Origin of the sequence: Aggregatimonas sangjinii, from assembly GCF_005943945.1 — a bacterium.
GTDB classification, from domain to species: Bacteria; Bacteroidota; Bacteroidia; order Flavobacteriales; family Flavobacteriaceae; genus Pelagihabitans; species Pelagihabitans sangjinii.
In genome coordinates, this window is record NZ_CP040710.1 from 3,999,287 (window position 1) to 4,019,752 (window position 20,466).

The window sequence follows — 20,466 nt, forward strand, 5'->3', positions numbered from 1 at the left end:
CTAAGTTTAATATTTTCTTAACATTTATTTGTGACGGCCATTACTCCTTTTCAACGGCCTTTCTTTCCAGAAAATCCTTGAAGGCCTCTTCGCCTTCTTCTTTCCAGAACTCATCATAGAATTGCCATTTCGAAAAATCGTTTTTGCAATAATCGTTCTTTCTATCCCTGAACCGGGGCGAAGATTTTTTCCTGTGCTTTTTTCGACCTTTGCCTTCAAAATTGCCGAATAATAATTTGGCCATGACCAATATGCCCACTCCCTGCCAATAAGAAAGTACCGGCAAGCCAAAAATATCCGGCATGAGCCAGTTCCACAATAACATGAAGCCATAGCCGAACAACAGTAGAAATACGATTGCTGCTATAATCATGAAAAATACTTTGAAAGCACTTCGAAAAAAGCGTTCCGCTTTGCTTTTCACTTGATGTTCTACATACTCTTTCATAGGTTTGATTTTAATTTGTAGTTTCTTTTTTTGTTTTTAATTCTTTGAACAGCAACGCTATTGCCCTGTGCCGCTGCGACATTAAAGTGCCCTCGGGAATGCCTATTTCCGATGACAACTCGCTATAGGTAAATCCCTCGAAATCGATTGCCGTGATGATATTTCTGTAAATCGGTTTTAAATTGACAATTGCTTTTTTGAGTTCTTTTCCCATATCTTCCGAATATCCGTTGTCCGATTTTCCATAGAGCAACTCGGTAAATTCCAACAGTCTTGTTTCCATGCTATCCTCAATGGGTATGCGGGTCTTTTTTGTGCGCATGATGTCCGTAATCCTATTTCGGATGGAATGGTATACAAACCCGGCAATATTATGTATCGGTGATGCCGTAACCGGTCTTGAAAACAACTTTAACGCCACATCTTGAATGATATCTTCGGCATCGCTATCGGCTGTATCATCGATACGTGATTTCGTATACGATCTCAGGGAGTGATACTCCTCCTTGAAAAACGTTCCGAGCTTATTATGATTTTCGTTGTCCGAAGTCATTCAAGATTACTTTTAATCGGTTTTCAATTATAAAGACGATGCTTTTCAAAGCTATTGCAATTTTTCGCAGGTTTTTTTAGCCAAAGTTCCTACACTGCGGAATCAACACCTTTTGATTTGGTATTTTGGCCGTATTTTTGACGAAAATCTGCTGCATGCATTCAATCGAATTTTATCGAAATGAATTCATTTCGTACCTAACGTCTAAAACGGTATCCAAAGAACCTCTTAATCTATATACACCCATTACCTATATTTTGGGTTTAGGAGGTAAGCGTCTACGTCCCACACTGGTGCTAATGGCCACTGAAGTGTTTGGAACGGACTATAGAAAAGCACTGGATGCGGCCTTGGCCATCGAGGTTTTTCACAATTTTTCACTAGTGCATGACGATATTATGGACGACGCTCCCCTGCGAAGGGGAAAGGAGACGGTGCATGAAAAGTGGGACATCAATACCGGTATTCTTTCCGGAGACGCCATGTTGATCAATGCCTATCAATTGTTCGAAAATTATGATGGCCAAATGTTTCGGAATCTTGCCCAACTCTTTAGCAAAACCGCTATCGAGGTTTGTGAAGGCCAACAATACGATGTAGATTTCGAGACCCGGGACGATGTTACCCAACTCGAATACCTAAAAATGATCGAATATAAAACCGCCGTTCTGGTCGCTGCGGCGCTAAAAATGGGGGCGATCATCGCGGAAGCGCCTGAAGAACAACAGCAGAGTATTTATGATTTCGGACGGTATCTCGGTATCGCTTTTCAGTTGCAGGATGATTATTTGGATGCTTTCGGAGACCCGGAGACTTTTGGAAAACAGGTCGGGGGCGATATTATCGAGAACAAGAAGACGTACCTGTATTTGAAAGCAATGGAATTAGGGTCGGACGAGGAAAAGAAAGCACTTTCAGACATGTTTTCCATTCATCCCGACGATCCTTCGGGGAAAATAGAACAAATCAAGAAAATTTTCCGGCAAACGGGAGCAGCCGGTGAGACGACCATGGCCATCGAAACCTATACCCAAAAAGCCTTTGAAGTTTTGGAGAAATTAGCCGTTTCCGACGAGAAGAAAGGAATTTTGGAAAAATTCGGCAAGGGACTCATGGTAAGAAGAGTGTAAATTCAACACTCGTTAGCTACATACTACACTACAGCAACCTTCTAAGAAACGCCTTAAGAAAAATCCATTTAGGACAACCTAAAATATATTTCAAATCTTCCCAGAGATTGGTATCCTCATCTAAAAATTTAAAAATCAGTTGTGGCTTTCGGTTTTTGAAAAGTGTCTCGAATATGACGCCTCCCAGTTCATTGTTGCGATGCAGAATATCCAACAGCAACAAATCGTAATACCAGAATTTATTCTTAAAATTCAGTCGATGCAAGGGTTTGCCGGATTTAATATGTTTAATAACGATTGGTATCTTTTTTGCCGTACTCATAAATGTGTATCCTGTGCTCGCCTTTGACCAACCCCCTGCCGTTCCGATATACCTGACATTGGCGGAATGGTGTTCCTTAAAATCATAGCAAGTCATCGGAATACTGCCCTGTTCTTTTTCGATTATTTTGTACTTCTCGCACCCTAGATCGTTTTGAAGATAGGCTTGAATAGCACTTTCATACTCCTCTTCGGGAAGCAATTTTTCCGAAAAAAGCGTGTACTCTACCAAGCCCTCGTATTCCGAAAACGGAAGCACATACATGAAGCGGGTGTTTCCGTTTTGTGGTATCGAGAAGTCCATGAAGGTCGCCTGGTCTTTTTTGAAAATAGGTTTGTCGGCCTTGATAAACCAACCTATAAAATGTTGCTGCAGTACGGGGTATTTAGTTTGTCCCACGGCCATTTTATAATCGAAGATGCTATTGAAGACCTTTTTGGCAAAAAACGTATGCGTCGCCGTTGTAACGACCACCTGTTTCCCATCGTCCTCGACCGAGGTGACTTCTCCCAACTGAAAGGTAATTCCGGGATGATCTTCGATACGCTTTAAAATCGCCTCATAGAAATCAATACCCCTGATCATTTTATAGGAATAGGGCGCAATGTTATATTGCTTTCTGAGTTCCTTTCCAGCGAAGTAGATATAATTCCACTTTTGGAAAACAATATCATCGAACAGGCCTTCGTCCTCTTCCCAATAGCACCAGGTACGGTCGTTGTTCTGTTTACGCTCTTTGTCCAGCAACAAAATGGACTTCCCCTTAAAAAAATCATCCGAACACATGGCATCGGCAAGCATTAGGCCTGCGGCACCTGCTCCTAAGATGATATAATCGTATTCCATTTTAACGTATTGCAGGGCAAACTTACCCAGGGCTATTTAAGATTGTCCAAAAATAAGGTTTTGAAATGAGTCATATGCTTCAATTCAAGCGGTAACGCACTCCGAAAAAGGCCCGGATACCCTGATTGGGACCGTAGACATACGAAGGGTCGAAAGTTAGTGCGTTCGGATTATCGGCCGTTGCCACAGCATTTCCATCCGCATCGAATACCACATTTTTATCAAAAGGATCGTTAGAGCGTGCGATTATAAAAGGATTTCCCCGGTTGGGTGTCCAGTTCAGAAGATTTTTTATACCTCCGTAGAACTCGAAATCATCGAGCGCCGAATAACTGAATTGAATATTTTGTATACTCCAAGTAGGGGAATACTCCCGTCGTGGATCATTCTCCCCTAAAGTAGGCAAACGCATGGGGCCATAGAGATTGCCCGTGTAGTCGATGTTTAAATCCCAAGCCTTAATTTTATAAGAGACATTCCATGTGCCGGTTAGGCTTTCCGTTAAAATCTGCCGTTTGGAAATACCGTTCTCGGTTTGGCTTACGTCTTGGTATGTACCACCCACCATAAACTTAAAGCCATCAGGGAAAACGACATCCAAATTGGCACTTACCCCTTGCGAAACCGATTTTCCGTCCAGATTATCATAAATTATCCGATTGGGATCGGTATCGTAATCCGGTAGGATTGCATTGCTAAAACGTGTGTAAAATAACGAGGCATCCAAACCAATGAAGGTTCCATTATCGGCATAAATTTTTTTCAAATAGTTCAAATTCACATTGAAGGAGCGTTCCGGTTTCAATTCCTCTGTAACCACTACCTCGCGCGCGCCGGTTAGCGCGGCATGTTCTTCGGTAAACAAGTTCACTACGCGAAAACCGGTTCCAGCATTGAACCGAACGATATCGGTATCGGTAATCTTGAACCGATAGGCTGTTCTAGGTGTAATAATCGATCCGTGTCTCTTGTCATAGTCATAGCGAAGGCCCATCAGCAACGAATGTTTTTCTGCCAGTTTCATTTCATCTTGAACAAAGAGACTCGGGATGATCACCTCATCTGCCGTAACCGTAGCCGTGGTGTTATCATTATAATAATTGTATCGAAGGGAACTCCCGAACAAGAAGTCGTGCTTCCCGAGTTTCTTGTCCCATGTAAGTTGCGTAAATCCGATTCGTTGGTCGGCGATATACGGAATATCGCCGTAAACCGAGTTCTGGCTATGGTCGTTATAAGAAAAAGACAGCAGCAGCTTTTCGGTTGTCGGCAGCTGGTATTTACCCAACACCTCCCATCGGCGCGTATAAATACTTTCCCCGTATACCTCATTACCGCCTCGAAACTCCGGCGTCCATTGCAGTTCACCTCCCCAACGGTCTTCATAAAAGAAACGTCCCGCAAGTGATAGAATACGGTTGTCCTTGCGCTCAAAGTTCCATTTTTGAAAGACCGAAATACGGTCCTGCAGCGTTAAATCGGTAAAGTTGTCCCCATTATTGTCTATTACTTCATCGAAGTTGAAGTAGTTGATACCCAACAATACATCGGTCTTTTTACCCAAGTCGATTTTGGCGCCGATATCCAGATTGTATTCTCCCCAACCGGTAAGGAAGGCATCGGCCGCGAAATCTGGTGCCTCTAAACTGTTTTTGGTAATGATATTGATAAGCCCTCCCACGGCCTCACTACCGTAAAGACTGGATGCAGGACCTTTTACGATTTCTATCTGTTCGATTAAGGAATTTGGGATACCGGATAGGCCATAAACCGTTCCCAAACCGCTAACAATGGGCATGCCATCAATCAAAACCAAAGTATACGGGCCTTCTAGACCATTGATATGAATATCCCCGGTATTGCAAACATTACAATTTATTTGTGGGCGTACCCCATTTACATTCTGCAGCGCCTCGAAAATACTGGCCGTGGGATTCTTTTTTAAGAAAGTTGGACTATAAACCTCAACAGGTACCGGACTTTCAGAACGACTCACCGCCTTTAGGGTTCCAGTAACCACCGTTTCATCCAACTGTTCAGTGCTAGCCGTCAAGTTAATAGCTATTGTTTGCTTTTCGGTATCGCGTATCGTAACATTCTCAGAAAAGGGACGGTATCCGATTGCCGTAACCTGAAGCTGATAACTCCCCACGGGAATTTTGTCTAAACTATAGTTGCCGCTTTGATCGGATGATGTACCATAGGGGGTTCCCTTTAGATAAATATTCGCAAAAGGTACCGGTTGACCGGCATCGGAGACCGACCCCATAAGTGTCCCATCTTGTGCATTCCCGATGTAGCATACCAAAAGCATTGGCAGCCATAGGCAATAGAATATCTTGAATTTGATTTTTATAAGCACAAAATTAATTTTAGACAAAGCTAAAAATATGTTTTTATATATAAAAATGTATTTTTACATAATTTAAAAACGAAATGACCCTATCTGAGGAAGATTACATCAAGGCTATCTATCACCTGCAAAAAGGTGAGCATACCACTGTTTCGACCAATGCAGTGGCGGAGCAGATGGATACGAAACCTTCATCGGTGACCGACATGATCAAAAAGCTATCTGAAAAGGGTGTCGTTCACTATAAGAAATATAAGGGAGTGAGCCTTACCGAATACGGTCAGAAAATTGCCTTAACGCTAGTACGCAAGCACCGCCTCTGGGAAGTCTTTTTGGTCAATACCCTTGCATTTTCCTGGGATGAAGTTCATGAAGTCGCCGAACAGTTGGAACACATTAAAAGTGAGAAGTTAATTGATGAACTCGACAAATTTCTCGGGTATCCCCAAGTAGATCCCCATGGTGACCCCATACCTTCGAAAAAAGGGGAATTTAAAAAAGCCATCAAAAAATTATTGAATGACGTACCGATAGGCACGAGTGGTATTTGCGTGGGTGTAAAGGACTCCTCTGCACCCTTTTTAAAATTCCTTGATAAGAATGATATTGCCTTGGGCGATACGATTCTCGTTCATGACAAGGAAGAATTCGACGGTTCTCTTTACATAAAGATCAAAGGAAAGACAATACATATTTCAAGTCAAATCGCTAACAATTTATATTTAACAATAACGGAATAACATGCAACAAGTGATCGATTATTTTGAGTCTATAAATCCCATTTTAGCGGCCTTTTATGCGACGCTTTTCACTTGGGGGCTTACTGCTGCAGGTGCGGCTTTGGTTTTCCTCTTTAAAAACCCTAAAAGAGCGGTCATGGACGGTATGCTAGGTTTTACCGGCGGTGTTATGGTAGCGGCGAGTTTCTGGAGCCTATTGGCACCCGGAATTGAAATGAGCCCAGGCGAAGGCTTTGTTAAAGTTATTCCTGCCGCCGTCGGATTTTTTCTAGGAGCGCTCTTCCTCTTTGGACTCGATAAAATTTTACCACATTTACATCTGAACTTTAAAATGGATGAAGCCGAGGGTATAAAATCACCATGGCACAAGACTACGCTTCTAACTTTGGCCATCACGCTACATAATATTCCTGAAGGTCTGGCGGTAGGCGTATTGTTCGGTGGTGTTGCAGCAGGATTCGAAGGGGCGACTATTGGCGGCGCCGTCGCTTTGGCTTTAGGCATTGGCTTGCAAAATTTCCCAGAGGGTTTTGCGGTCTCTATGCCCTTGCGACGACAAGGTTTTACCAGAAGAAGAAGTTTTATGTACGGCCAGGCGTCGGCCATCGTTGAACCGATCGCCGCTGTCATCGGTGCGTGGGCGGTCATTACGTTTCAGCCTATTCTGCCCTATGCGTTGGCTTTTGCAGCCGGAGCCATGATATTTGTGGTAGTGGAAGAGGTGATTCCGGAGACACAGCAAGACAAGCACTCCGATGTAGCGGTTATGGGCTTTATCGGTGGTTTTATCGTCATGATGACATTGGATGTCGGGCTTGGGTAATAGTTTGTGGCGATAAACCTTAAAAAAATCAATAGCTAACGAACTTGAAACCGGCGGTCAGGATACTGGAATTGAACCTCGTATTTCGATCATAACGGTAGAACTTCAAATCGATGCTTTTCAATCCAAATTTCCAGAGGTGCATTTTGGTGAAGATGTCGGTGTACGAAGCACCCAACCCGAATTGGTTGGCCGCATATTCCGAAAGGTCATAATCCGAGGTGTAGAATTCTTCGGTAGATAAAGCGGTTTCATAAGCGTAAAAATAGTCCGCCGCCGTCTGTTGGTAAAAACGATACGAAGGATATATCGTAAAGGTATCCGAAAGTTTCACGGGCAACTCTATACTTGCCGTATGGGATTTTATCCCCCAATCGTCAAAATAATACCGATAGAAAGTCCGTGCAGAGACCCGCTCGTTCAAATACCAGTTCAACCTCCCTCCCAAGGCTACTTTAAAACGGGAATCCGGCAAACGCTCTACATCATCGGCCAGCTGAAAGTTTTCTACGAAAGCATCTTCGATATCGCTAAAATAGACCCGTTGAAAGGGTGTGGACAATAATCCTTGTTGTTGCACAACATCCAATGCCAGCGAACCTTGTATTTTTCGATGTAAAATCTGAGAAAATCCCAGCCCAATTGCATAAGAGTTGCGGTTCTCGTTGTCAAATTCGGTAAAATTCGGATTGTAATCGGTATTTCCCATAATCTCACTGGCCCTGAACGATCCTATACCACCTGTTCCAAAGGGACGCAATTCACTCGGATAAATGGCCTTCCAACGATCTAAAAAGATATTCGCATAAAGGCTGAGTTCGGTATTTTTCTCATTGAACAGCTTGGTATAACTTCCACCGAATCCTAATGAAAAGTAATCGTATTCCGAAGACACGGAAGCATTGGCCGACCACATATCATTCCGATTGTCGGAACTATGACTGTAGGCACCTTTTAAATTCACCCAGGTATCGGCCTGCGAAGCGCCGGAACTGGCCACAAAAGAGTCGGCGGGCCCACTACCATCGAACGGATTTACATTGCTGGAAGAGGCAGAGGTATAGGCTGAAACCCCGGCATCGATAGTCAACACATCATCGTCGGTCAACGGTACCGATACTACAATGGTTCCGGTAATGTCGGTAAGTTCTTCGGTACCGATTCCCCCGGTTACCGCCGCATTATCCCCATCTTGGGCGTAGTAACTGCTCAAAAAATCTATCTCGGTGGTTTCAAGTACCCTTTTTTTATAGTCGTTGGTCGTATCCGGGGTTTGTTGCCCGCACACCGATAGCGCTACTAAAAAAAAAATCGCCGCTAAAAAGGATTGGAATGAATTCATAAATAGTAAGGATGCTTAATCCCTTTTTCCTAATTACAGCCGCAGCCTCCGCCGGTTTTACCTCCATTTGCGCCAACCGCAGCCTCCCTGTAGGAGTGCATGGTCGTGACGTTTCGGTCGCACGGCTTTTCGCCGAGAATCATATCGCGGTCGTTGATCGCTACCTTCTCGTATTCCTTGACGACCATACAACTACACATCAGGCAAGTGACCATGGCAAAAAGTAAAATTTTATTTCTCATAATTTGTCCAATTTGATATGCTTTGATTTTGTGATATTTCCTTGGTCATCAATGATGATACATTCCACTTTAGGCAACTGCTCGATACGATTTATGCCCGTTTCCTTCCCCATTACGAATATAGAAGTGGCCAAGGCGTCGGCCAATTCGGCCTTCGGTGCAAAAACGGTAACACTAACGATACCGCTCGAGGGATATCCCGTTCTCGGATCGATAATATGGGAGTATCGTTTAGAATTAAACGTCACGAACTTCTCATAATTGCCCGAGGTGACGACTGCACCATCGGTTATGGGTAGCAATCCAAACGCCTTAGTCTTGTCGAGGGGGTTGGTGATCGCGACTTTCCAAGCCTCGCCATTCGGTTGTTTGCCCCAAACATTCATATCGCCAGAAGCATTTATGATACCGGAAATCACGCCTTTCTCCATCAGCAGCGCTTTGGCTTTATCGGCGGCATACCCTTTGCCTATAGCACCAAAACCGATTTTCATACCTGCCTTTTTTAAAAATACCGATAAGTTTTTTTCATCAAGAATAATATTTTGATACCCGACCTTCGCCACCGATTTTTTAATTTGTTCCTTACTTGGCATTTCGGTCATCGAGCCATCAAACTTCCAAATGTTGTCCATAGCGGCATAGGTTATGTCGAAAGCCCCGTCGGTTAATTTCGAGATACCGATAGCCCGTTCGACCAATCGGTATAATTCTTCGTCGACCGCTACCGGTTTTTTCCCTGAATTTCTGTTGATTTCGGAGGTCTGCGATTCGGGGTCCCATGAAGATATCAGTTGCTCTATACGGTTCATCTCCTTTACGGCGTCATCAATGTAACCAATCGCAGCAACCGAATCTTTGGCAACCACGGTTATGTCAAAACGGTTGCCCATAAGTTTGAGCGTGTGTTTATAGGGCTGTTGTGCAAAACAACCGACGGTTAGAAAGAGCAAGAAAATGGTAGTAAGGTGTTTCACTTTGATAGTCAACATGGAATTATCCCTTTAAAACGAAAAATAAACGGTCATTAGTATGACAGTTCATGTAATAGCTAATCGACAATTTTTCATACTATGGTCAAAATAGCTGTTTTTATCTAATAGTGGTGAAATGTCGGTTTGGGCAATCACCTATAAAATATACGGCATACCGCACGATACTAATGGACTGCCGGATATTCTTGGCGAAATTTCCCCAGCGTACATTAAATGGCACCGCTGAATATGCATTGTATAACTGTATGCTATTGCTTAAGTTTAACCGATTAATATATCGTACCATGAAATACCTTAAAAATGCATTGCTTCTTCTCGTTTGTGCATTTAGCCTAACGATAAACGCCCAAAAAACGGATTTCTCCTATCTAGACGTCTTTGATCTGCAATATGTAAACGACCCACAGATTTCCCCCGATGGCAGCTGGATTGTTTACCAGCGAATGGGTTTTGATATTTTGGAAGATAAGGCCGTAGGGCAGTTGTGGCTGATCCGCCCGGACGGTTCGCAACATCAAAAATTGACCTCAAGGGAAACTCCTGAATCGCAAGGAAGATGGTCACCCAACACTGACCGTATCGCCTTTGTCAGCGGAACGGATGAAGGGGCGGAAATTTATATGTACTGGGTACGAACCGGCAAAATTGCCAAAATTACCCAGCTACCCTTTACTCCCAGTTCCCTAAGTTGGTCGCCCTCAGGGAATGAACTGGCCTTTACCATGAACGTACCACAATCGGCCCCGACCTTGGCGAAAATGCCTCAAAAACCCAAAGGGGCGAAGTGGGCCGATGCTCCCAGGATTACCGATAGGGTATACCACGAAGCCGATGGTCGTGGCTACATAGAACCGGGATTCCATCATATTTTTACCATTCCTGCCGAGGGAGGTGCACCAAGACAAATCACTTCAGGCGATTTTCAACATCGTGGAAACCTCAGTTGGGCACCCGACGGGAAACATATTTACTTTTCGGCCAATCGTAACACGGATTGGGAGTATGACTTCAGAAATAGCGAGGTGTACGCCGTGAACACAGTCGATGGTCAAATAAGCGCCCTTACCGAACGCAACGGTCCCGACCAGAATCCGCTTATTTCTCCCGACGGAAAACACATCGCCTATCTGGGCTACGAAGACAAGAAACAAGCGTACCAGACCAGAAAGTTACATCTTATGAACAGTGACGGTACCAATAAGAAAATGATTTCAGGAAATTTGGACAGAACCATTTCCAGCGTTGTTTGGGATGCCAAAAGCAATGGACTCTATTTCGCCTATGACGATAAGGGCAATGGAAAAATCGGGTATATCACCTTGGATGGAAAAATAAGCGAGTTGGCGGATAACAGAGGGGGCACTTCGCTCGGAAGACCCTATGGTGGTGGTACCTTTAGCGTATCCAATTCGGGAATCATCGCATACAATCAAAGCCGACCGGACTACCCTGCGGAATTAGCCGTTGTGCAGCCCAAAGCGAAAAGCCCAAAAAAAATCACGACACTGAACAGAGCCCTGTTAGATTTTAAGGAATTGGGGAAAGTTGAGGAAGTTTGGTATACTTCTTCCTTTGATCAGCGCGATTTGCAAGGTTGGATCGTATATCCGCCCAACTATGATGCGACAAAAACATATCCTTTTTTAATGGAGAACCACGGTGGACCCATTCTCAATTATGGCGACCGATTTTCCGCTGAAATGCAGCTCTATGCCGCTGCTGGCTATATCGTCTTCTACCCGAATGCTCGGGGAAGCACTAGCTATGGAGAGGAATTTGGTAATCTTTTGTACCGAAACTACCCAGGGGAAGATTATAACGATACGATGGACGGAATTGACTTTTGTATCTCAAAAGGCATCGCGCACGAGGACCAACTGTATGTAACCGGTGGAAGCGCAGGGGGTATCATGACGGCCTGGATGATAGGCAAGAACAGTCGTTTCGAGGCAGCCGTAGTCGCCAAACCGGTCATGAATTGGATCAGCAAGACCTTGGTCGCCGATAACTATTTTGGCTATGCCAACTCACGGTATGAAGGGCAACCTTGGGAAAATTTTGAGCACTATTGGAAATTTTCCCCGCTTTCACTCGTTGGTAATATTGAGACCCCTACCATGGTCATGGTGGGTATGAACGATTTGAGAACTCCGCCGAGTGAAGCAAAGCAGCTGTACCATGCGCTAAAGCTGCGGAAAATACCAACGGTTTTGGTCGAAATTCCGGGAGCGAGCCATGGCATTGCGAACAGACCGAGTAATTTAATCACCAAAATCGCGCATACCTTGGCATGGTTCGAGAAATACCGCGAAAAAGAGTAGGCAGTTGGCCGTAGCAGTGGCCAGGTCAAGCTAAACTAGGTCAATAGATTCAGAAATCTTTTGAATTTAGGGTCTAAGCTTTGAGTTTGGAAATTATTTTTTATAGAATTCCCCTTTTGGGGGATTAAAGGGGGCATATGGCAACAAAAAAAAGGCATTGGTTTTGGAATCTGTTGATCGTATTAACGTTGGTTATCTGCGGACTTGCATTTGCCGCGCATTCGAAAAATTGGACGAAAGTAACGCCGGACAAGCTACAGCTGCTTTCGGGATTTTATTATAAAGAACTCCCTTTTGTAGCATTGGATAGTGTAGAATGGGTAGAACGAATTCCTCCGATGCAGCGTCTGAACGGTTTTTCGGCCTTTGATCGTGGTAAAGGAATCTACCAAGAATTTCAGGATTCGCTCACCGATAAGAAGGTGCATGTTTTCGTAGATAATTTTTCACATCGAAAAATTGCGCTTACGTATCAAGATTCCATGAAACTATATTTTAACTTTAAGGATTCAATAGCAACCGAAGACATGTACGAGCTGTTGTTGGCCAAAATACCTGTAGCGCCCAATTGAAAATGGTACGGTATTTGGCCTAGAAAGTACATGGATTTCAAATATCCCCTACCAATGCGACTATTTTCTTATCTTTTATTATTCCCAATACTAAGTATGGCACAATTCGATCTTACCGTTACCATTACCAATATAAAATCGACTGATGGAAAAATCAGCGTAGCCGTGTATGACAATTCCAAAGATTTTCTGAAGTTTGATAAAGTTTTTAAGGCCGTCAGTGCTCCCGCTGAAAAAGGAAGTGCCAGCATCGTTATTGAAGACCTCCCCAAAGGTACTTATGCCCTCGCTGCCTTTCATGACCAGAACAATAACGATAAACTCGATACAAATTTTTTAGGTATTCCCAAGGAACCACTTGGATTCTCCATCGGTAAATTAAAGACCTTTGGACCGCCCAGTTTCAGTGAATGTTCGTTTTCAGTTACTTCGGATAAGGAAATCAGCATTCCACTTTCCAACTAGTCTTTTTCATAGCCGACGGGACGCTTCCATTTTATTGGAGCCGCTGGTTCAGGCTTCATTTCAAATTCGTCGGTCTCCAACAGCCGTAAGGCTTCCTGAACCCCTCTTTCCAATTGTGGGTCCTTACCTTGCAATACCGCCTTTGGTTCTTGAATCACCTCAATATCCGGAGACACGCCTACACCTTCTACGGCCCACTTCCCATCGATGTCGTAAAAGCCCCCTCGAGGTGCGACCATTCTCCCTCCATCGATAAAATTGGGCGTATCCCAAGTACCTACGAGTCCGCCCCAAGTACGGGTGCCCACCAAGGGTCCGATTTTTTTGGCATGGAACATATACGGCAGCAAATCGCCGCCAGAACCGGCATTTGCATTGATCAACATTACTTTTGGTCCCCAAATTCCTGCGATCGGGGTCGTCCAAGGTCTATTTGTTTCGGTTCTACTATTAAAATAGCCGAAGAGTTCGCGAGACATCACATCGATCATGTAGTCGGCAGCCGAACCGCCACCATTATTGCGCTCATCAACGATGACGCCCTTCTTGTCCTGTTGGGCAAAATAGTATCGGTTAAAAGAAGTGAAGCCGCCCCCTCCGGTATTGGGCACATACACATAGGCTAATTTCCCATTCGACAGTTCATCTACCTTTCTTCGGTTGCCTTCCATCCAATCGTACGTTCTTAATCCCCGCTCGCTTGCAATCGGTTTGATGAGTACATCCGTACCTCCTTCCAAACTTGGGGCCGCATTCACGGTAATCGTGATTTCCCTACCCGCGGTTTGCGCCAATACATCATAAGGATTTGTACTTTCCGAAAGTTCTTTTCCGTTGATGGCAATAATATAATCGCCTTCCTTTATATTGATTCCCGGTTGTGCCAAAGGAGCATACAGGTCGGGGTTCCAGTTTTCGCCATTGTATATCTTATCGATTTTGTAATAACCGTTTTCAAGGGATAAATCCGCCCCTAAAAGTCCGATAGGTACTTCTTCGATATCGGGAAAATCACCTCCGTAAACAAATGAATGCCCGATGGAAACCTCTCCACTAAGAATATCGACCAGATAATTTAAATCGGAGCGATGTCGCACATGCGCTACCCAAGGGGCATACCATTCATAAATGGTATCCCATGGCGCACCATGTACATTGTCTACATAAAGGAAATCACGCATAAAGCGCCAGCCTTCCTTGAATATTTGCCGATATTCCTGTGTTGGGTCTATCTCTACTTTAATGGCTATGGGCAAGTTGTCTTTGCTGGCATCGGGCTTAGCATCGGTAGCTGAAAGTAGCCAAGCGCCTTTTTGGTTCAATAGGATGTTCTTTCTGTCGAAAGAAACGACCATTTCCGAAACTTCGGCAGCATACTCCTCGGCCTTCATTTTTTCGATGTCGTACTTGTGTACCTTGAATCCTTTTTCATTGGGAACAGACTCTGCAACGAAAATGGTGTTTTTAGGTCCTTTGGCAAGTGACACGTAATTACGTTCGTCCAATTTCATGGCTACGGTACGGTTGAAAATGTTCTCGGCATCCAATTTTACCGTAACGGGTTCTGATTCGGTATCTTCCGCTTTTTTATTCTTTTTGCCCTTCTTTTTATCCTTGTCCGACGATTCTTCTTTCTTCAATTCTTCCTCATCGGTTTTTGGTAGGTTCGGAGCGCTATCTGTCTTGGACATTACAATTGCATATAGACTGCGCGTAAGATTGGTATCGTACGAACTCATATCTAACCAGCCCGACTGTAAGCCATAATTAGTACTGGCCAAAAAATACAGGTATTTGCCGTTCTCATCCCAAACAGGGCTGATCGCATCGGCCATACCATCGGTTAGTTGAACGGTTTGATTTGTTTTGATGTTGTATCCGAAAATAGCTTTAAAATGGCTTTTCAATTGTTTCGGGTAGGCAATCCATTTGCTATCCGGCGACCAAACGGGATTCATCGTACGATTCGGGTGTGCATAGTTATCCGTTGCTATTTTTTCCGTATTCCCGGACCGCAAATCGATAACCCAAATTGAATAATCGGTATCGGAATAAGCAATGTAATTGCCATCGGGGGACCAATCAGGTTGAAAATAAAATGTAGGATCGGGCAGGGTGTAATATTTATGATTGCCTCCATCCTGATCGGAGACAGCCAATTCGTATTCCCCATTTTTATCGGAAAACCAAGCGATTTTATCTCCTTTGGGGGACCAGACCGGGGCTCTATCGGCAACTCCGGAAGAATTCGTTAGATTTCGCCAGGTACCGTTCTCTTTGGGTACGGTAAAAATCTCTCCACGATGCTCGAAAATGGCGCGTTTCCCGGTCGGTGATATATTGGCATTGGATAATTGACCGGCATTGACGGCCTCCCATCGTGGGCGGGCAAAATTCATGTCACCGTTTACGGTAATGCTCAATTGTTTTGCTTCACCCGTTTGCGGATTCAATAGGTGCAGATAGCCCCCTTGTTCATAAACCATATGATTCCCACCGGCATCCAAACTTTTCACATCGAACTTTTTGTGAAACGTAATCTGATCTTCCTTTCCGGTCTCGGTATCGAACGACCAAATGTTACTTGCAAAATCCCTTTCCGAGAGATAATAAACAACCTTATTGTTCAACCACACGGGGTCTAAATGACGTTCTTTGGTTGTTTGGGGTATGGTCGTCAATTCCTTCGTCTCCCTATTTAATATCCAAATCGGTACGGCCTGCCCTCCTCGATAATTGCGCCATTCTGCATCCCACGCTCGCAATGGCACATAGGCAATATGCTTCCCATCGGGTGAAATTTCACCGAATGCGGCGTTGGGCAAATCGATGGCCGTTGGCAAACCACCTTTCACAGGCACACTGTAAAATCTATCGGTAAGTGTAGGTTTTGCTTCTCTTCCGGAACGGAATAAAACGTCACCTTCGGGCGTCCACCCTTGTACGAAATCGCCACTTGGGTGAAAGGTAAGTCTTTTAGGCTCACCACCTTCAGAAGGAATAACATAGACGTCTATATTACCATCGTATTCGGCGGTAAAGGCAATCTGCTTGCCATCCGGTGAGAAATGCGGAGAAGATTCGTACCCTTTATTGCTGGTCAATCTCATGGCCTGCCCACCGTTCAATGAAGTTTTCCAAAGGTCATTGGCATAAACGAAGACAATCGCCTCGTCAGAAACAGTGGGTTCGCGTAGCAGTTGCGTGCCTTGGGCAAAAGTCGATAGCGTAATAAAAAGAGTGGCAAGTGTAGAAAAAATTCTCATGGCGTTCAGCTTTAAGCCCTGAAATTAGGTAAAATACGAGGGAAGAACAACCTCTTCAAAATTTTGACCTAACGTCTTGTCAAACATATCGATATATCGTATTTTGATGGACTAATCAATTAAAAAATAAAATCATGAACACACAGGAAATCGCAACTAAATTAGTGAACTGGTGCAAGGAAGGGGATTTTGAAAAACCCTATCAGGAACTCTATAGTCCAAAAATAGTAAGTATCGAAAATGATGGGAAAGGCGAAAATGGTATCGCCGAAGGTTTCGAAGGAGTTCAGAAAAAAGGAGAATGGTGGAAAGAGAATTTTGAGGTACACAGCACCGAGGTTTCAGAGCCTATCGTAGCGGATAATTGGTTCTCGGTAAAATTCAACATGGATACCACACATAGGCCATCAGGGCACCGTTCAAACATGTCCGAAATCGCAGTTTACGAAGTAAAGGAAGGGAAAATCGTGAAGGAGCAGTTTTTTTATGACGAAGACAACTAATTCGCTATTTGTACTAAGTGGGTATCTAAAAAGTCCTTTCAGCCGTCTTTGCGAGGCACGAAGCAATCTGTAACTCGTTGGTATCAATAGACAGATTACTTCGCCTTGCTCGTAATGACGTAAAGGTTATATCTTTTAGACATCCTCTTTTTTTAATTGTCCTCATCTAGACCGTTTATCCATAGAAAAAATTAAAATAAAGTTAAATCATTTTTTGAAACGATTGTTTCAATATATATTTGTACTGAACGTAACTTGGAATGGCTAGGATTGAAGAGTTTGACAGGGACACCGTATTGCTCAATGCAATGAACGTATTCTGGGAAAAGGGATACAACGGCACCTCTATGCAGGATTTGGTGGAGCGAACCGGCTTGAATCGTTCGAGTATCTATAACTCCTTCGGCTCCAAACTTGAACTTTACCAGCATACCCTGAAGCACTATCAGAAAAGTAGTGGGGTGCATTTTCAGAGAGCACTGATGAAAGCAAAAAACCCTTTGGAGGCGATCCGTTTTATTTTCGAGGGCTTTTTGCCCGAAATTATAAGTGACCCGGGAAATAAAGGCTGTTTTTCAATGAACTGCATGGCAGAAATGGGAAATCAGGATCAGGATATCGAAAAATGGTTAATGGATACTCAGCGACATACCTTATCCCTCTTTAAGGATTTGATCGCCGATGGGCAGGCACAAGGCACTATCAATTCAGACCAAGATAGTACAGCATATGCCTATCATATTTTCAATGCTTTTCAAGGTTTTCGAATGACCGGCATTTTGGTAAAGGATAGGAAGGTATTGCAACAAATCATAGATAACGCGATTAAGGTAATTACCTAGAATTTTTTTAACTTATTTTGAAATGAACGTTTCAAAATACAAACATTTATTATATGAATAGATTTAAAGACAAAGTAGTTGTGATTTCGGGTGGAAACTCCGGAATCGGATTGGAAACCGTGAAGGGTTTTTTACAGGAAGGTGCCAAAGTGGTATTCTCGGGGCGTAGGCAGGAAGCCTTGGACGAGGTGTCGGAAACCTTGTCAGGAGATTTCAAGACGGTGCTGGCAGATCAGGCCAAACCCGGCGATAACAAAAAATTGATTGATGAAGCCGTAGGCGCCTACGGTAAAATAGACGTGCTTTTTGCAAATGCCGGTGTCGCTTTCTTTGCTCCGGCAGACCAAATTGATGAAGACCATTTTGACATGCAGTTCAATATCAACATCAAAGGCCCCATGTTCTTGGTAAAACACGCGATTCCGAATCTGAAAGATGGGGGAACAATTATTTTCAATACCTCCATAGTGCACCAAAAAGGCTTTGATGGTGGGTCTGTGTACAGTGCTACCAAAGGAGCGTTGCGCGCCTACAACAGGGTGCTGACCACTGAATTGGCCCCTCGTCAAATACGTGTAAATTCGATTGCACCGGGACCCATAGGTACTCCGATTTACGATAAAATGGATATGCCCAAAGAAGCGGTGGATGCCATGGGAGAAGCCTTTGCGGCCAACGTACCATTAAAACGTTTCGGAGAATCGAAGGAGATTGCCGATGCGGTCCTGTTTTTGGCTTCCAGTGAAGCAAGCTACATTAACGGAATAGAGTTATCCATTGATGGTGGTATGAGTCAGGTGTAACCCGATAATACCTTATTGAACAATAGTGTCAGAATGGTTTTCACCGTTTTGCTTTCAACTATTTAAACCCATAGTGCCAAGCACTATGGGTTCTGTTATTAGGATTAGTTTTCGCACTTGATTTCTAGAGGTCGTTCAAACGCTCTGTAAAGTCCCTTTTCAACAGCACAAGGTCGGTAATGTGTATTAAACTAGTCTGCCCACCTATATCGGTAACCCCTTCGGCGCAAGCGGGTATACCTTCGCCCACTACTATATCGGCCTCCTTTATCCGCGCCTCTCGATTAAAATCGTCCCTGATGGTGATTACGAGTGCAGCTGCGTCTCCTATAGTACGGACTTCATTGCGAACATCCGGGAACTTGGGAACTTGCGGGTTGATCAAGCGCGCTGGATACACTTGGGACCTTCCCGATTCAACAAGCGTCTCGGAACAGAGATAGCTTGAGGAATGCTGATGTAAAATAATATCGGCTAGAATTTCCAGTTCTTCTGGAGTATTAAAATCATCTAACGAATTATATTCGGTCCCCAAGATTTCAAAAAGTGCTGTGAACGCTTCATTGTCAGGCGCAAAAAATGTACTTATGTTGACGTCCCCCACTTCAAGCTCCGCTGAATACTCAAAAGAAACCTCTGTTTTTTCGATTGCTTGAACCAATACGGACAGTGATGGATAGTTGCGTAGTACACTAGGGATATTTCGAGTATCCCCTGCGGTCTCATCCGGAGCAAAGGCATCGTAAAATGCTATAGGCCTTAGTACAATATTTATCGTGTGCACAATATTGCCACCTGCCGGTCTATCAGCATTCATAACAAATCCTGCCGATCTGGTATCCCTAACTTGTAAGCTGCTTGTTTGCGTGCCTATGGTAATGTTTTCGTCTAACAAGGTCATCAGTTCTTCTCCGTTTTGCGTAAAAGAATTCACAGGGCGCACGCCGGCCGGAGCCGTATGAAAACGCAACGCATTCCGGAACACCTCTTTTTCTTCCTCAGTATCAAAATCCTCGATACTATTGTATTCATCTCCTAATTCTGCAAAAAGCGAATTGAATGCCTCATTTGTCGGGGCAAATAGTGTTGCACCCTCTAATCTTGACGCTGCGAATCGGTTTTTGCGGCCAGTAGTGCCATTTCCAAATAGTTCATCTTCCATTCCCAAGGCTATAATAGCTTCTAAAAGGGTGCTGAGAGCGTCATCCGACTCAAGTACTTCCCTTATTTCGTTTGCCTCCGGTCTGTTCTCTACAGCTTCAATAACAACATTAGGAGTCAGCACTTTATCCACATAATGTATGATACCGTTTTTTGCTAAAATATCCGTTCGCACGATCTTTCCAGGAACATCGGTTGCATCTTCAAGAACAACTTCACCCATACTACCGACGATTAATTTCTCACCCAATACCGTAGTCAGTTCATCACCCTCCTCTAAATCGGAAGATTTTAGAACACTACCGGCAACAAGATGGTATTTAAGTATTCCAGACCATAGCGCTAGCTCGTCTTCAGAAAATACAAGATTGCCCTGCGCGTCTATATTTAGGGCCAAAGGAGTATCGGAATCATTGATCGGTGCAAAAAGTGTAAACTTACTTTCGCCATCTAGACTCTCGCCTAAAGAACTGCCTGTATTACTATCGACTGTTTCAATTATTTTTTTGATTACACTTAGCGATTCGCTCTCTGAAATCCTATCTAATATGGTTTGCGTTACCTCCTTGTCGGCTTCCGATACGGTATTATCATCTTTGGTACAAGCCAAAAACAAGCAGGTTATTAGGAAAGTTGCAAGGAGTTTTTTCATCTGATTTTTAAAATTAGCATTCATGTATAATATGTTTAATGTATTACGATTTGATTAGACCTCTTGGTAATAAAAATTGAAGAAATT

General features: G+C 43.8%; 18 protein-coding genes. 9 read left to right on the forward strand and 9 right to left on the reverse strand.

Features of this window, described 5'->3' with window-relative positions:
* Positions 1–40: 40 nt before the first annotated feature.
* Both FGM00_RS16710 and FGM00_RS16715 read right to left on the reverse strand, forming a co-directional pair.
* Entirely contained in the window at positions 41–448 is a 408-nt protein-coding gene (locus FGM00_RS16710; RefSeq protein WP_138854010.1) for a hypothetical protein, read from the reverse strand.
* A 10-nt stretch (positions 449–458) separates the two neighbouring features.
* The gene (locus tag FGM00_RS16715; RefSeq protein WP_138854011.1) at positions 459–1,001 is read right to left on the reverse strand and encodes an RNA polymerase sigma factor; all 543 of its coding nucleotides are present in this window, start codon (positions 999–1,001) and stop codon (positions 459–461) included.
* Between the two features lie 155 nt (positions 1,002–1,156).
* Between FGM00_RS16715 and FGM00_RS16720 the strand changes: the two genes are divergently transcribed.
* Positions 1,157–2,131 (forward strand): polyprenyl synthetase family protein, encoded by a 975-nt coding sequence (locus FGM00_RS16720; protein ID WP_138854012.1) that lies wholly within the window; start codon positions 1,157–1,159, stop codon positions 2,129–2,131.
* Positions 2,132–2,159: 28 nt separating this feature from the next.
* Here FGM00_RS16720 and FGM00_RS16725 read toward each other — a convergent pair whose 3' ends face one another.
* Positions 2,160–3,299, reverse strand: coding sequence for a lycopene cyclase family protein (locus FGM00_RS16725; protein WP_138854013.1), 1,140 nt, complete (start codon positions 3,297–3,299; stop codon positions 2,160–2,162).
* 79 nt (positions 3,300–3,378) lie between these two features.
* Positions 3,379–5,613: a TonB-dependent receptor gene (locus FGM00_RS16730; protein WP_138854741.1), complete on the reverse strand. Its 2,235-nt coding sequence runs from the start codon at positions 5,611–5,613 to the stop codon at positions 3,379–3,381.
* Positions 5,614–5,735: 122 nt separating this feature from the next.
* Here FGM00_RS16730 and FGM00_RS16735 point away from each other — a divergent pair, with 122 nt between their 5' ends.
* The gene (locus tag FGM00_RS16735) at positions 5,736–6,392 is read left to right on the forward strand and encodes a metal-dependent transcriptional regulator (protein ID WP_138854014.1); all 657 of its coding nucleotides are present in this window, start codon (positions 5,736–5,738) and stop codon (positions 6,390–6,392) included.
* Position 6,393: 1 nt separating this feature from the next.
* Complete coding sequence (locus FGM00_RS16740) at positions 6,394–7,215, forward strand: ZIP family metal transporter (RefSeq protein WP_138854015.1); 822 nt, start codon at positions 6,394–6,396, stop codon at positions 7,213–7,215.
* Between the two features lie 28 nt (positions 7,216–7,243).
* On the opposite strand, the gene FGM00_RS16745 is transcribed toward FGM00_RS16740, so the two are convergent.
* Genes FGM00_RS16745 through FGM00_RS16755 form a run of 3 tightly spaced genes read right to left on the reverse strand, consistent with a single transcriptional unit; the run spans position 7,244 to position 9,791 of the window.
* On the reverse strand, positions 7,244–8,557 hold the full coding sequence (locus FGM00_RS16745) for a DUF3570 domain-containing protein (RefSeq protein WP_138854016.1): 1,314 nt from the start codon (positions 8,555–8,557) through the stop codon (positions 7,244–7,246).
* 29 nt (positions 8,558–8,586) lie between these two features.
* A complete protein-coding gene (locus tag FGM00_RS16750) occupies positions 8,587–8,799 on the reverse strand; it encodes a DUF4266 domain-containing protein (protein ID WP_138854017.1) in 213 nt (70 codons plus the stop codon).
* Positions 8,796–9,791 (reverse strand): FAD:protein FMN transferase, encoded by a 996-nt coding sequence (locus FGM00_RS16755; protein WP_138854018.1) that lies wholly within the window; start codon positions 9,789–9,791, stop codon positions 8,796–8,798. Before FGM00_RS16755 ends, FGM00_RS16750 begins: the two co-directional genes overlap by 4 nt.
* A 287-nt stretch (positions 9,792–10,078) precedes the next feature.
* Here FGM00_RS16755 and FGM00_RS16760 point away from each other — a divergent pair, with 287 nt between their 5' ends.
* The 3 genes from FGM00_RS16760 (at position 10,079) to FGM00_RS16770 (ending at position 13,152) form a co-directional block, all read left to right on the forward strand.
* Entirely contained in the window at positions 10,079–12,115 is a 2,037-nt protein-coding gene (locus FGM00_RS16760) for a S9 family peptidase (protein ID WP_138854019.1), read from the forward strand.
* A 137-nt stretch (positions 12,116–12,252) separates the two neighbouring features.
* Positions 12,253–12,687, forward strand: coding sequence for a hypothetical protein (locus FGM00_RS16765; protein WP_138854020.1), 435 nt, complete (start codon positions 12,253–12,255; stop codon positions 12,685–12,687).
* A gap of 96 nt (positions 12,688–12,783) precedes the next feature.
* Positions 12,784–13,152, forward strand: a complete 369-nt coding sequence (locus tag FGM00_RS16770; RefSeq protein WP_236262827.1) for a DUF2141 domain-containing protein — start codon at positions 12,784–12,786, stop codon at positions 13,150–13,152.
* On the opposite strand, the gene FGM00_RS16775 is transcribed toward FGM00_RS16770, so the two are convergent.
* Entirely contained in the window at positions 13,149–16,418 is a 3,270-nt protein-coding gene (locus tag FGM00_RS16775; RefSeq protein ID WP_138854022.1) for a S41 family peptidase, read from the reverse strand. The two genes, FGM00_RS16770 and FGM00_RS16775, sit on opposite strands and share 4 nt — an antisense overlap.
* Positions 16,419–16,552: 134 nt before the next feature.
* On the opposite strand from FGM00_RS16775, the gene FGM00_RS16780 reads away from it, so the two are divergent.
* From FGM00_RS16780 to FGM00_RS16790, 3 genes are all read left to right on the forward strand, one after another.
* Entirely contained in the window at positions 16,553–16,921 is a 369-nt protein-coding gene (locus FGM00_RS16780) for a nuclear transport factor 2 family protein (protein ID WP_138854023.1), read from the forward strand.
* 260 nt (positions 16,922–17,181) lie between these two features.
* A complete protein-coding gene (locus tag FGM00_RS16785) occupies positions 17,182–17,763 on the forward strand; it encodes a TetR/AcrR family transcriptional regulator (protein ID WP_138854024.1) in 582 nt (193 codons plus the stop codon).
* Between the two features lie 53 nt (positions 17,764–17,816).
* On the forward strand, positions 17,817–18,566 hold the full coding sequence (locus FGM00_RS16790) for an SDR family oxidoreductase (RefSeq protein WP_138854025.1): 750 nt from the start codon (positions 17,817–17,819) through the stop codon (positions 18,564–18,566).
* A gap of 124 nt (positions 18,567–18,690) precedes the next feature.
* On the opposite strand, the gene FGM00_RS16795 is transcribed toward FGM00_RS16790, so the two are convergent.
* Positions 18,691–20,379, reverse strand: a complete 1,689-nt coding sequence (locus tag FGM00_RS16795) for a fasciclin domain-containing protein (protein ID WP_175416261.1) — start codon at positions 20,377–20,379, stop codon at positions 18,691–18,693.
* Positions 20,380–20,466 lie beyond the last annotated feature (87 nt).